8 protein-coding genes and 2 tRNA genes are annotated in these 14,067 nt (G+C 42.1%); 6 read left to right on the top strand and 4 right to left on the bottom strand.

Annotated elements, in window-relative coordinates; translation table 11 throughout:
• The first annotated feature begins 5 nt into the window (after positions 1-5).
• Complete coding sequence (locus tag DEU42_RS12435) at positions 6-803, top strand: DUF2797 domain-containing protein (protein ID WP_114758623.1); 798 nt, start codon at positions 6-8, stop codon at positions 801-803.
• A gap of 211 nt (positions 804-1,014) precedes the next feature.
• Here the strand turns inward: DEU42_RS12435 and DEU42_RS12430 are convergent, their stop codons facing one another.
• Together DEU42_RS12430 and sppA are read right to left on the bottom strand one after the other, a co-directional pair.
• The gene (locus DEU42_RS12430) at positions 1,015-3,675 is read right to left on the bottom strand and encodes an AsmA-like C-terminal region-containing protein (protein ID WP_114758622.1); all 2,661 of its coding nucleotides are present in this window, start codon (positions 3,673-3,675) and stop codon (positions 1,015-1,017) included.
• 168 nt (positions 3,676-3,843) lie between these two features.
• Positions 3,844-5,670, bottom strand: a complete 1,827-nt coding sequence (sppA, locus tag DEU42_RS12425; protein ID WP_114758621.1) for a signal peptide peptidase SppA — start codon at positions 5,668-5,670, stop codon at positions 3,844-3,846.
• Positions 5,671-5,842: 172 nt separating this feature from the next.
• Between sppA and folK the strand changes: the two genes are divergently transcribed.
• Positions 5,843-6,973, top strand: a complete 1,131-nt coding sequence (folK, locus tag DEU42_RS12420; protein ID WP_114758620.1) for a 2-amino-4-hydroxy-6-hydroxymethyldihydropteridine diphosphokinase — start codon at positions 5,843-5,845, stop codon at positions 6,971-6,973.
• Positions 6,974-7,141: 168 nt separating this feature from the next.
• Complete coding sequence (locus tag DEU42_RS12415) at positions 7,142-7,789, top strand: HAD hydrolase-like protein (RefSeq protein ID WP_114758619.1); 648 nt, start codon at positions 7,142-7,144, stop codon at positions 7,787-7,789.
• 169 nt (positions 7,790-7,958) lie between these two features.
• Here DEU42_RS12415 and DEU42_RS12410 read toward each other — a convergent pair whose 3' ends face one another.
• A complete protein-coding gene (locus DEU42_RS12410) occupies positions 7,959-10,073 on the bottom strand; it encodes a T9SS type B sorting domain-containing protein (RefSeq protein ID WP_114758618.1) in 2,115 nt (704 codons plus the stop codon).
• A 24-nt stretch (positions 10,074-10,097) separates the two neighbouring features.
• Positions 10,098-10,637, bottom strand: coding sequence for an RNA methyltransferase (locus DEU42_RS12405; protein ID WP_114758617.1), 540 nt, complete (start codon positions 10,635-10,637; stop codon positions 10,098-10,100).
• Positions 10,638-10,882: 245 nt separating this feature from the next.
• Here DEU42_RS12405 and mutS point away from each other — a divergent pair, with 245 nt between their 5' ends.
• The 3 genes from mutS (at position 10,883) to DEU42_RS12390 (ending at position 14,058) form a co-directional block, all read left to right on the top strand.
• Positions 10,883-13,489, top strand: coding sequence for a DNA mismatch repair protein MutS (gene mutS / locus DEU42_RS12400; protein WP_114758616.1), 2,607 nt, complete (start codon positions 10,883-10,885; stop codon positions 13,487-13,489).
• A gap of 394 nt (positions 13,490-13,883) precedes the next feature.
• A tRNA-Gly gene (locus tag DEU42_RS12395) sits at positions 13,884-13,956 on the top strand.
• Between the two features lie 16 nt (positions 13,957-13,972).
• A tRNA-Leu gene (locus tag DEU42_RS12390) sits at positions 13,973-14,058 on the top strand.
• Positions 14,059-14,067: the final 9 nt, after the last annotated feature.

Genomic DNA, 14,067 nt, shown 5'->3' with positions numbered 1-14,067 from the left:
TTTATATGCAATACGAAGGGGTTTTAACAAAAATGCAAACTGAGGTGGGCAGCCCGATACAATATTACCTGGTTTTTGAAAACAGTTTTTTGAATGTAAATCAATTGCTAGGCAAAGACTTAGAGATCAATTTCATGGGTTTCCAGTGTCTGAATTGTAGTAAGAAGAAAAAGATCTACCGTCAGGGATTTTGTTATGATTGTTTTTACAGTTCGGCGGCTGCAGGCGACTGGATCATGCGTCCGGAGCTTAGTACGGCCCATTTGGGTATTGCCGATCGCGACCTTGAATATGAAACCAGAGTACAGGTACAGCCGCATATTGTTTATCTGGCCGCATCGAGTGATTTGAAGGTAGGGGTAACCCGTAAAACACAGGTGCCCACACGATGGATCGATCAGGGAGCTTCGTGGGCTACACCACTGGTGGAAGTGCCTAACCGCTATCTTGCAGGAATTACAGAGGTGGCACTTAAAGATCATTTCTCGGATAAGATCAACTGGAAAAAAATGCTGCTTAACGAAGTAAATGAAATAGATCTTATTGCCAGGCGAAACGAGGTGCGCTCATTGCTTCCGGCAGAAGTTGCTCCTTATTTTGAGTCAACCCAGGAAAAACTGTTTACATTAGACTATCCCGTACTGCAATACCCTCAAAAATTGGGAACAAGTTTAAATCTGTCTAAGACTCCAATCTTCAACGGTAAACTTATGGGCGTAAAAGGGCAGTATCTTTTATTTGAAGATGGTACTGTTTTTAACGTAAGATCTTACGAAGGTTTTGTAGTGCAGATAAACGTATAAATGTTGTCGGTTGATGGTTGTCTGTTGTCGGCTTCTGTCATTGCGAGGAGGAACGACGTGGCACCCGAGGCTAAAAGCCGAACGGACGAAGTAATCTCTTTTAAATAAAAAACCGCCTAATGTTATTTTTCATCAGGCGGTTTTTTTATGGGTTTGAGTTAATTGGTATGAGTAAGCAACCCGAAACTCAATAACCCGAAACAGACAAAGTCTATTCTTTCTTATCTTTTTTAAACAGACCATTAATTAGTTTGCCTGCACCTTCTTTAGCTTTCTCTTCAACCTGTTTTTGAGTTTCGGCATTGGTTTTAGTTGTAGTTGTTTTAGTTGTATCAGTCGACGTTGTTTTACCTCCGCCTAAAAGCTTGTTCAGGGCATCTTTACCTTTGTCGGTAGCTTCGTTGATATACTTGTCTTTTTGCTGTTGTACCAATTGGTTCGTCAGGTTAGTTGCAGCCTTGCTAAGATCGGTTGATACTTTAGGGCTTTTAAAGTTACCTGTAATTGATGCGTTTACCGGAACGATTATTTTACTTGGATCTCCTTTTGCCTGAGTTATAAGCTTGTTTACATCGGTGCCCAGGTATTTGGCAGGAACTTCAAAAGCAACAGTATAGTTCATGTTCTGGTCAAAACCGTGTGATCCCTGTATCTTGATTGGAATATCCTGGTATTTCAGGTCAATTGGTTTTATAACAACGTTTCCGTTTTCAAATGTCAGGCCTATTTTTTTATTAAGGTCGACTTTAGAAAGGTCAAGGAATTTTACATTCGATGTTAATGCCGTAAGCATTTTTGAATTCTGAGGATTTACAGTCGTATTCAATAACTGTCCAAGCAAATCTCCGGAAAGCGATTTCAGATCAGGAGTCATTTCTTTAGCATCCAGATTACCGCCTACCTTAATGGTGGTATTCATTTTACCTGTTATAACACCCACTATCGGAGCAATGGACTTAAGCATGTCAAGCTGGTTGAACGACTGTGTAATGTCAACGTTATTAAGAGCAAGGTCTACGTTAAATTTAGGTGTGGTGCCTTTAGTTGACACATCTCCGCTAACACCTATTTTTCCGCCAAATATTGACGACTGCAGGTTTTGGATGGTAACAGTCTCGTCTTTAATAATCATTTTACCTGATACATCTTTTAGGAACAGGTTGTCATATACTACAGTGCCGGCTTTTGCTGTAATAGTACAGTCAAGGAAAGCCGGGATTTTAACCGCGTCGGTAGCTGCTACCTGCTTAGGAGTTTCGGTTTTTTGTGCGCCTTCGGCTTTTTTAGCGGCTGTATTGGCAGCTTCCAGAGCCATAAAGTCAGCAACTACAAGCTTGTTAGAACTCATGTTAAAGTTACCTTTCAGGGTCTGATCCCTGAACACAAAACCGTAGAAGTTATCAAGTGTACCGCTTACATTAATATCAGATCCGCCTGTTACAGCATCAAATTTGCTAAGGGTAATGCGGCTTGGATTAAACTGCACGGCAGCTTCGTTTATCTTTACAGGTTTAGGAAGGTCGCCTTTGTACGTAAATCCGCTAAGGCTCATGCTACCATTGTTCTGTATCTTTTCATACTGGCTGTTTTCTACCGATTTCATATCAAATTTTGTAGAGGCATCTGCCCTCAGTATACCTGAAAGCGGAATATCAACCTTAACAGGGTAAGCTTTGGATACGTTGGCAAGGTTTATTATACCTTTAAGTCTTGCATCTACAAGAGGGTTTTCTACAATGTTTTTAATACTTGCGCTGGCATCAAAAACATCCTGGTCTATCCTGAACGAAAGTTTATCAAGGTTTACATAGGTGTCGTTAAGTACTCCTGTTTCATTGATGATCTTAGTGTCGATAACAATATTCTGAACCGATTTAGGCAGGTCAGGATATTTAAAAGATGCATTGTTTGATGCAATCGCAATGTTGAATTTAGGGATTGAATTATCGCCATTCAGTCCGTTTACTTTACCATTAATGGTAAAATCACCGTCTGTTTTAACTGTGGCAAGGTTACCTGAATAGGCTTCCGGTACAAGACCTAAGAAGTTTTTGAATGATGAGGTAGGCGTTTTGAATGTAATGTCAATTTGCTGTCCCTGTTCCACCATCGCAAAGCTACCGTCAAATTCAAGAGGCAACTGGTTGATGAGTGCTTTATTGTTTTTAAAAGTATAAATGCTTTTGTCAAGATCAAGGCCTAATACAGCATCAAGGCTAAGGGCTACATTGTTCATGTAATTAGCCTTATCCATGCTTAACGAAAGTTTAGCTGTGGTTTTGGTGTCAAGGTCAAGCTTATTAGCCGCCATGTTGCCTTTACCTTCGTGGTTAAGGCTGTCAATTACCATGTTTATCTTAGAGCGCTCATCAAAGTAACGGAAACGCAGGTTCTCTACTTTATATTTTTGCATATTAAGGGCAAACGGCTTGCTTTCTTTGTTGTCAGCAGGCTGCTCTTTTTCGTCTTTGATGGCAATATCAAAGTTGCCTACACCATCTTTGTTGAAAAGGATGTTTACAATACCATTTTTGGTGCCGATGTATTCAATATTCATCGGTTCTCCTTCACCTTTGAATAATTCCTTAACCGACATATCAAGGTCTATTTCTTCCATATAAACAAGAGTGTCGCCTGCAAAAGGCGCCTTGTTTACAATGCTAAGTTTTTCAATGGTAACATTGGCTTTAGGGAAACTCCTGAAAAGGCTCAGGCTTACATCCTCAAATGCTACATTGGCATCTACCTTTTCATTGATGGTTTTTAATACCAGTTCTTTAATTTTTCCTTTGAATAAGAATGGCGTAGCCGCCAACGCAATGATAATTACCAGTAAAACGATACCGGTCCATTTTAAAACTTTCTTAACCATGATATTTTTTAAATTTTGCCCCTAAGATAGGGAATCCTGACTTGTATAACTCAAATTTCATGTTATTGTTGCACGTAATTTTCTGACATTAGATAATATAACCATTATTAAAAAAGAAAAAGCACAACGATTACCATTGTGCTTTTGCTTTTTAATTCCTTTCGGGATTTATTTTATGGTCAGCTCATAAGGCATTAGTACCTGGTTGCCCTTGATTTGGCTTACACGACGAATGCGCTCTATAACGCGGTAGTTTTCTACACCTACCTGTTCTTTAATAAGCTCTTCTTTAGTTTGTGTGCTAAGTCCGAACATACTTAAAATTTTACTGAAGTCTTTTTCAAACTCAGGATAATCTGAAACAGAATAGTCGTTTGTTTTGCCTAGTTTGGCAGCATATTCAATAGCAGCATCAAGTCCGCCAATTTCGTCTACAAGTCCGTTTTTCAGTGCCATGCTTCCACTCCATACACGTCCCTGTCCTATGGCATCAACCTGCTCCGGAGTAAGTTTTCTCCCGGCAGCTACACGACTCACAAATGTTGTATATACTTTCTCTACACTTTCCTGAATGATAGCTCTCGTGTCATCTTTAAGCGGGGTGAATACACTATATCCTGATGCGTTTTTATGTGTGCTTACCTGCTCGGTATGGATACCAATTCGGTTAGACAGTTCTGTAAAGTTTGGCAGCATTCCAAATACACCTATCGATCCGGTAATAGTACCTTCTTCTGCAAAAATACGGTTAGCATTACAAGAGATGTAGTATCCTCCCGAAGCTGCTATATTACCCATAGATACTACAACCGGCTTTACTTTTTTAGTAAGTTCAATATCCCTCCATATCAGTTCAGAAGTCAGTGCACTACCACCCGGAGAGTCTACACGAAGTACGATAGCTTTAACGGCATCATTCTCCCTTGCCTCTTTTAGTGCTTTGCGGATTGGTACTTCGCTAACGGTATTCACATCACCTTCTCCGCCGCGAATCTCGCCCTGTGCATAAATGATGGCAATCTCGTCTTTACCACCCGATAGCAGTTTGTCAAGCGCAGTGGCTTTTACATAATCAAGGATTGATACTCTTTTATAGTCTTCATCCTTTTTCAGTTTAAGTGCTTTTTTGATGCCGGCTTCATACTGATCGATATAACCAATTTTGTCTATAAGTTTTGCTTCTTTTGCCAGTTCCGGAGTACGGCCACCAAGCCTGTCGGCTACAGCATTAAGACTGTCAACCGGAATTTTACGGCTTTTAGCGATATCGCCAACAACCGATGTCCAAACAGAGTTAAGCAATGCGGTAATCTGCTCCCTGTTCTCAGGGCTCATCTCATTGCTTAGGAAAGGTTCAACAGCACTCTTGTATTTTCCGTGACGGATAACTTCCATTTTAATGCCCGTTTTGTCCTGAAGGTCTTTGTAGAACATCACTTCTGATGAAAGTCCTTTAAAGTCAATTTCACCTACCGGGTTAAGGTAAATGGTATCGGCAACAGAATTCAGGTAGTAATCGCTTTGTGAATAACCGTCAGAATAAGCGACGATAAATTTTCCTGATTTTTTAAAGGCATCAAGCTCATCGCGAAGTGCTTTGTTTTGGGCAATACCCAGTTGGGTGCTACTGTTGGTTATAGTGATTCCCTTAATTCTTTCGTCGTCTTTAGCAGCATCAATAGCTCTTATAACATCAACAAGGCCTTCCTGATTGTCAGAGTCAAACATTGGGAAGTCTTTATATTTGAATTTTCCTGAATAATCATTAGTAACCTGAGAAAGGTCAAGTTCAATAACACTGTTTTTTTCAACTTTTACGGCTGTGTCGTTCCCTCCGCTGGCAGCAGCGGCAATAATACCGATAAGTAGTATTAGAAAGAAGAAAATAAAGCAAAACACAAAAAGCCCTACTACGGTAGAAAGTACATTCTTAAGGAATGAGGGCGATTTAGGCTGTGGTTGCCTGTACTGTGGTTGTTGTGGGGTATCGTTCATCTTGAAATGATAATTTATTTATTAATCAGACGCAAAATAGCCTGATATGTTACAACTACTAAGTTAGAAAAATTAAAGAAGTATTCAGTTTTCAGTCACAGCCTCAGTTTTCAGCCAGTAAGATACTGACGACCGCGACTGAAAACTGAATACTTTTCGCTTACTTTGCGGTATGAGATTTCAAAACAAAGCTATACTGTCACTGGGCAGCAATATGGGCAATCGCCTTGAAAACCTGCAATGGTGCATCGATTATATTAATAACCATATTGCTACGGTAGTAAAGGTTTCGGGTATATATGAGAATCCGTCTGTTGGTTTCGAAGGCGACGATTTTTATAACTGCTGTTTGTTGGTGCATACGCAAAAACCTGCTGTACAGCTATTAGCCGAATTGCTTAGTGCCGAACTGGAGGGTGGCAGGGTTCGCAATCCTGAAGAACGCTATCATTCGCGTACCATAGATATTGATGTGATTACTTTTAATAATGAGATTATTGCTGAGCCAACGCTCGAAGTACCGCATCCGCGAATGCAGAACCGCAATTTTGTTTTGATTCCGTTACGGGATGTCGCCCCGCATTGGGAGCACCCAAAATTCAAAAAGAATATTAACCAGTTGATAACCGAATCGGGAGACCAAAGCAAATGTGAATTTGTAGTGCAGTTGCCTTCGCCAATTGAACAATTTAATCCAAAACATCATAGCTATATTGCTATTGAGGGAAATATAGGGGCTGGTAAGACCAGTCTTGCCGGAAAGCTTTCGGAAGACTTTGGGGGACAAATAGTGTTAGAGCGTTTTGCTGATAACCCTTTTCTGCCACAATTTTACAAAGATCCGCAACTTTATGCGTTTTCACTAGAGATGTCCTTCCTGGCTGATCGCTACCAACAACTTAGCGACGACCTGTTGCAGGTAAACCCACAGACCGATTTTGTTGTTGCCGATTACCATATCATCAAATCGCTGATCTTCTCAAAAGTTACGCTTGGGGAAGATGAGTATACGCTATATAAAAAGCTGTTTGATATTATGTATGGCGAAATGCGCAGGCCGGGACTGTATGTGTATTTATATCAGACTACCGAAACACTGCTTGAGCATATCAAAATGCGTGGACGAAGCTACGAACAGGACATCAAAGCCGAATATCTTGAGAGTATAAATCAGGGGTATCTGGATTACATCAAAACCCATAGTGGACTTAATGTTTTAGTATTGGATGTTTCCAACCGTGATTTCGTGCATAATCAGGAGGATTATATTTGGGTGCTGGAACAGGTAAATTTAAATAGATAGTCAGGCCACACCTGGCGGCATATTTATAGAAAATAAATGATAATAATTCTTAAAGCTCGTGAGGAGTGACATATCATATGCCACTCCTCACGAGCTTTAAGATGATAATTTATAAACGTATGCTATAACTAATTACCTTTGCACTATTAAATCATCATCAATCATTAAATGTATCCTTATAAATTTATTGTCTTCGACTTTGACGGCACTATTGCCGATTCTCGGTCCTTATTTATTGAACTCTATAACGAACTTGCCCTAAAAAATAATTATCAGCTGCTTAATGAGGAAAATCTCGATGAGCTCCGTTGCCTTAGCATTACCGAACGCTGCCGGCTATTAGGGGTGCCATTGTATAAAATACCTTTTCTGGCTTCGGTAATTATCCGAAGGTATAAAGCAGCAATACCTAAACTGGAGTTTAATGAAGGCATGAAAGAACTGCTACTGTCATTAACTGAAAACAGGGTTAAATATGCTGTGCTTTCGTCCAATTCCAAAACCAATATCGAGCAGTTTTTCAGGCAGCATAAAGTAAAGTGTAAGCACATTTATTCTTCCCGAAGTATGTTTGGTAAACATCTGCTTATTAATAAATTCCTGAGGGATAAAGATGTAAAACCTTCTGAGATACTCTATGTGGGTGATGAACTTCGTGATGTAATTGCCTGCCGTAAAAGCGGTGTAGATGTTGCATGGGTAAGCTGGGGTTACGACAATGAAAAAGCTCTTGAAAATAATAAGCCGGACTACCATATTGATAGCCCTGCCCAAATATTATCGTTGGTGTTGCATAAGCCTGTTGTTGCGGTATAACGAAATTTATTCCCTATGGGAAATTTTCTCCCTGTTCTAATTGTTTGCTACCAGCATTAAATCGCTACGCGATATTCGGAATGGAAGTTTTCCGTAGGGAATGAATGCTGGTAGAAATTAATATGCATTGGCTCATATTTCCCGTAGGGAATAAATTTCTTTACAACGATTATCGAATCAAACTAAAATGCCCTTTAATCTCTTCGCTATCGTAGGTTAGTTTAATAATGTACCAGTAATCGGTTGCCGGTAACTTGTGTCCCTGAAATGTACCATCCCATGAACGGTTACGGCTGTTTAAGGCAGCTACAATCTTACCATAGCGGTCAAAGATATTGATGGTTGCCTGAGGGTAGGCTGACATACCTGCAATAGTAAATACATCATTGATGTTGTCACCATTAGGGGTAAAGAACTTTGGTATCATGTATACGTAGAATGTCATCGAATCGCTTCCGCAGCCATTTTTAGAGCGTACTTTTACCGTATGCTGCCCGGGATTGAGGTTGTAAAAAACATTTGAGTCTCCATAGCTGTTGCCATCAAGTGAGAATACATAATGGTTTATTTCAGGATCGGACATGATAACTGTTGCCACGTCGCTGTTCACCTCCACGCGGACTATATCTGCCGAAGGGAGGGTAGTGGCTGTGATGGTTTTTACCGCGCTGCAGCCTGCCGGATTTGTTACTTTAACCGTGTAGGTCCCTGCCGCGTTAATTTCTATGGATGGGGTGGTCGCTCCTGTCGACCATTCATAGGTTACACCTGAAATCCCTGCATTTATTGTAGTTCTTGTTTTTTCGCAAAATTCTATTTCTTCGTCGGTTACAACCGGTAGCGCTAAAACGCTAACTGTTACGGCCTCCCGTGACGTTGCCGTGCATCCGGTGCTAACTACTTCGGCATAAAAAATGGTTTCGGCAGTAAGCGGAGATGTAGTAAAAGGGCTTCCTGTGCCTAAAAGTGTTCCTCCGGTGGGCGCATCATACCAGTTTAATGTTCCCGAAGTAACAGTTGCTGTAAGTTGTGCAGGATCTCCGTAACAAACTGGCGCAACTGGATCAGGATTTGGTAAGGAGGGTTGAGTGTTGATTGTTGCTATTACAGCTCTTCTCGGACCCGTGATGCAGCCCGGTGAATATGCTGATGCGTAGTAGGTTGTTGTTTGCGATAATGATGGGGTCGTAAAGCTCGAGCCCGTTGCGAGCAGGTTGCCTCCGGTTGAAGCGTTATACCAATATACCATTCCGCCTGTTGAGACTGCCTGTAAGGTGACTGCCCCATCGCCGCAGCGTTGTGCAGGGGTGGTTTCGGATAGTCTTTCCACATCTATTGTTGTAGTGGCTGATATCTGTAATACCGGATCGCCCGGCATGCCGCCAAATTCTACTATATAACCTTTTGGGGAATATTGCCCGCCGCTGCCGGCATTGGCAAGGTCATTCCACGAGCCTGGAATACCTACTCCCGGAGCTGTAATGTGGGCATAATCTTCCGCACCCATATTGTTGGGTTCGCCACTATTCCAGAATGCAAAATTAGGTGTGGATCCGTTTGCTCCACCGTTCCAAAAAATAGTACCTGCTTCGGGACCTGTCATCCATTTCCATACGCCTTCCTGTTCGGCATCACTACCGCCTATCCATCCCGTTCCTGTTGCCTGTTCCCCGCAAAGCTGAGCTTCGTCGGTCGACCCAAGAGTAGCCAGGTAACCCTGAAGTCCGTAATAAGTGGTGTTCTCTGCTGCGATTTTTGCATTCGTCCATAAAATGCCGTCTGCAGCTATGAATTTGTAATAATGCCCTGTTGAAGCCAGATAGTTAGCGTCGCCTAATGATATGGAAAAAGTACGTTGTCCGGCAGATGGATTTGCCGACATATTGTTGTATATAACGTTAAATTTTATGGCATCTCTAAGTGTCGGATAAGGTATTTCCGCGCCGGGTGTAGTGCTTTTTATGGTAAGGGTTGCCGATGTTGCATTCCATGTTGCTGTAAGTCCAGGTACACTGTTAAGACTCACGATGTCTTCTCCGTTTACATAACCTGATGATATCTGTATGTACGCAGCTTCCGCGCCGGTATCATCAACATCGGTAATATTAAAATCCGTAACGATATTTAGCGGAGTTCCGGGGCAATAGGTTTGTTGGCCTGTTGCTGTAACAACGGGTGCAATGTCTTGTGCGTTACTGTGTTGAATTGTGAAAAGAAATAATGCAATCACAAACAGTTGCGCACTAGTAATGCTCCCGTTAAAAGAGGGTTGAAATAGTATCATGTCGTAAGTGTGAGAGGTTGGGGCTTAACCTGCTGTTATATGGTTTTTCTGGAAAATATCCCACACCACTATACCGGCACTTACCGAGATGTTGAGGGAATGTTTAGTCCCAAGTTGTGGGATCTCAATAGTGCCACTGCACAGTTTTATGGCTTCCTGCGAAACACCTTTTACCTCGTTGCCAAAAACAAGGGCATATTTCTTTCCTTCTTCAGGCTGAAAATCATTCAGGTAAACCGAATTTTCCACCTGTTCTATAGCCCATACATCAGTGCCGTCTGCCTGAAGTTTTGTAATGACTTCGAGAACATCTTTGGCATATTCCCAGGCTACGGTATCGGTAGCTCCAAGGGCTGTTTTATGAATCTCCTTGTTGGGAGGGGTAGCGGTAATGCCGCACAGGTAGATCTTCTCTACCAGAAAAGCGTCGGCAGTACGAAACACCGAGCCTATATTGTGCAGGCTGCGGATGTCGTCAAGTATTATAATGAGCGGGGTCTTCTCGGCTTCCTTAAAGTCTTCAATGCTTTTGCGGCCCAACTCACTGTTAGCTAATTTTCTCATGAGTGTTTTTTGGAATAGATAACCGCAAATGTAAACATATTTTAAAGAAATAGCCTGATATCAAACGTATTCGTTACTGTGTTCGCTCCCCTCTCCAAAGGAGAGGGGCTGGGGTGAGGTTTTTTTGCTTCTTTTGTTTCAAGACAAAAGAAGAGATAAGTTATCCACCATTTACCAACACCGCGTTTACCTTTTTCAGAATTTGAGTAACTTCGCCCATCAAGTTAATTTAAACCCTATTTCCCTTGGCGACTAAAGAAAAAGCACCCAAAGAAACCCCGTTAATGAAACAGTATAACGAGATTAAGGCAAAGTATCCTGATGCCTGCCTGTTGTTTCGTGTGGGCGATTTTTATGAGACCTTTGGCGAAGATGCCATAAGGGCGGCCGGGATATTAGGGATAGTACTTACCAAAAGGGGAGCGGGCAGCGAAACCGAAACGGCTCTTGCCGGGTTTCCGCACCACTCGCTGAATACCTATTTGCCAAAGCTGGTTAAGGCCGGTCTTCGTGTGGCGATATGCGACCAGCTGGAAGATCCGAAAATGACAAAGACCATCGTGAAACGTGGCGTGACCGAACTGGTAACTCCGGGAGTTTCGATGAACGATGAGGTGCTGCACTCTAAAAGCAATAACTTTTTGGCGTCGGTATATTTTGGAAAAAGGACAATGGGTGTTTCATTCCTTGATGTGTCTACGGGAGAATTTCTTACGGCGCAGGGTAATGAGGAATACATTGATAAACTATTACAAAACTTCAGTCCGAGTGAGGTGCTGGTACCTAAAGCGGAGAAAAATAATTTCAGGGAAGCCTTTGGAGAAGATTTTCATACTTTCTACCTCGAAGACTGGGTGTATAAAGAAGATTATGCTTTTGAGAACCTTACAGCCCACTTCGGAACCAATTCCCTTAAAGGTTTTGGGGTAGAGGAGTTGCAGGAAGGTATCATCGCTTCGGGAGCGGTGCTGTATTACCTGTCGGAAACGCAACATAACAAAGTGCAGCATATTACAAGTATTCAGCGTATTGCTGAGGATGCCTATGTATGGATGGACCGCTTTACCATCCGTAACCTTGAGCTGTACCAAAGCCCGAACCTGAATGCTGTAACCCTGCTTGACGTCATCGATAAAACGCTTTCGCCTATGGGTAGCCGACTGCTGAAACGCTGGCTGGCGCTTCCGCTAAAGGATGCTAATAAGGTGCGTGCGCGTCATGAGGTTGTGGCTTACCTGAAAGACAATCAGGAAACCCTTAACAAGATACAATACCAGATTAAGCAGATTTCCGACCTGGAACGTCTTATCTCTAAGGTTGCGACGGGTAAGGTGAGTCCGCGTGAGGTAATTTACCTGAAAGACTCGCTAGACGCCATTGTGCCCATAAAAGCACTGGCGCTGGATAGCAAAAACGATGCACTTAAAGCTATTGGTGACAGCCTGCACGCCTGCGACCTGCTTCGTGAGAAGATAAAAACTACACTTCACCCTGATGCTCCGGTATCTATCAATAAAGGAAATGCCATTGCAATGGGTATTCATCCCGAGCTTGATGATTTAAGGAATATCTCTAATTCCGGTAAAGAATATCTTGAAGGAATAGAAAGAAGGGAGTCTGAAGCTACAGGAATATCTTCATTGAAGATTTCATTTAATAATGTATTCGGTTATTATATCGAAGTGCGCAATACGCATAAAGACAAAGTTCCGGCGGAGTGGATACGCAAGCAAACATTGGTAAATGCAGAGCGCTACATTACCGAAGAGCTTAAAGAATATGAATCTAAAATATTAGGTGCCGAGGAAAAAATCCATGCGCTGGAAACACAGTTGTTTGAGCAGTTGGTTATCTGGATTGGGACCTATATAAAACCGGTACAGCTTAATGCGAGCCTTGTGGCACAAATGGACTGTCTTAGTTCATTTGCCCAACTGGCAATTGATAATAAATATGTTTGCCCGGTTATCGACGATAGCTTTGATCTTGAGATAAAAGAAGGCCGCCACCCTGTTATCGAAAAGCAATTACCTGTCGGCACAGAATACATTACCAACGATGTTTACCTTGACCGAAGCGGACAGCAGATCATTATGATCACCGGTCCGAATATGTCGGGTAAATCGGCCATTCTTCGTCAGACGGCACTGATCGTATTGCTCGCGCAGATGGGAAGTTTTGTGCCTGCTGAAAGCGTTCGTATGGGTATTGTAGATAAGATATTTACAAGGGTAGGAGCGTCAGATAATATCTCTATGGGCGAATCGACCTTTATGGTAGAGATGAACGAAACGGCCAGCATTTTGAACAATATATCTGACAGAAGCCTTATTCTTTTGGATGAGATCGGTCGTGGTACAAGTACGTATGACGGTATTTCTATTGCCTGGGCTATTGCCGAGTTTTTGCATGAACACCCGGCACAGCCAAAGACATTGTTTGCAACGCATTACCATGAACTGAACGAGATGCAGGATATCTTTGAGCGCATCCAGAATTTCAACGTTTCCGTAAAAGAGCTTAAGGATACAGTACTGTTTATTCGTAAGCTTGTAAAAGGCGGTTCTGCGCACAGTTTTGGTATCCATGTGGCAAAGATGGCCGGAATGCCACAAACGGTAATACAAAAGGCGCAAAAGCTGCTTAAAAAGCTTGAGAAAGATCATTCAGGTGAAGCATTGTCAAACGGCAAACCGGCAGCCAAGGATGAATTACAGTTAAGTTTCTTTAATCTTGATGATCCGTTATTGCAGGAAATAAAAGAAGAGATCGTTAATCTCGATATCAATACGCTTACACCGGTAGAGGCGCTAATGAAACTGAACGAGATAAAGAGAATGCTCACGAAGTAGTATTACCAATGTGTAGATTATTTAATGTAGCAATTTAGCTTCATACAAATCCGATATTTTTTCCGTTTGAGTGAAGCTTGTTCCCTCCGCCGCGGCGGAAGGGGTTAGGGGTGTGTTTTAAATATTTATAGGGTTCAGTCGGGTCCGGTCATTGCGAGCCTGCCTGCCGGCAAAGGCAGGGAGGTATAACGAAGCAATCTCTGATTGCCGCACTTCGCTACGTTCACAATGAAACCGTCATAAGATATGTAGCTTAAAAAAACTTTCAATTTTAAGCGGAACGTTATCAGAAGGTTATGTTTTTCTTTGATTTTTTTTCGCTGAAACGTTTGCAGAATTGAAATTAAGTGCTACATTTGCACCCGTAATACTGAAACAAACAGCGGTATAAAACGCGAAAATAGCTCAGTTGGTAGAGCGCAACCTTGCCAAGGTTGAGGTCGCGGGTTCAAACCCCGTTTTTCGCTCAAACTATCAGTTTATGCTCGAGTGGTGGAATTGGTAGACACGCTGGACTTAAAATCCAGTGGGTAGTAATGCCCGTGCGGGTTCAAGTCCCGCCTTGAGTACAAAAAGCC

The sequence above is a fragment of the Flavobacterium sp. AG291 genome, from assembly GCF_003350375.1.
GTDB lineage: Bacteria > Bacteroidota > Bacteroidia > Flavobacteriales > Flavobacteriaceae > Flavobacterium > Flavobacterium suzhouense.
Note: the sequence above shows the minus strand (reverse complement) of the source record. Positions and strands in the feature narration are given on the sequence as shown.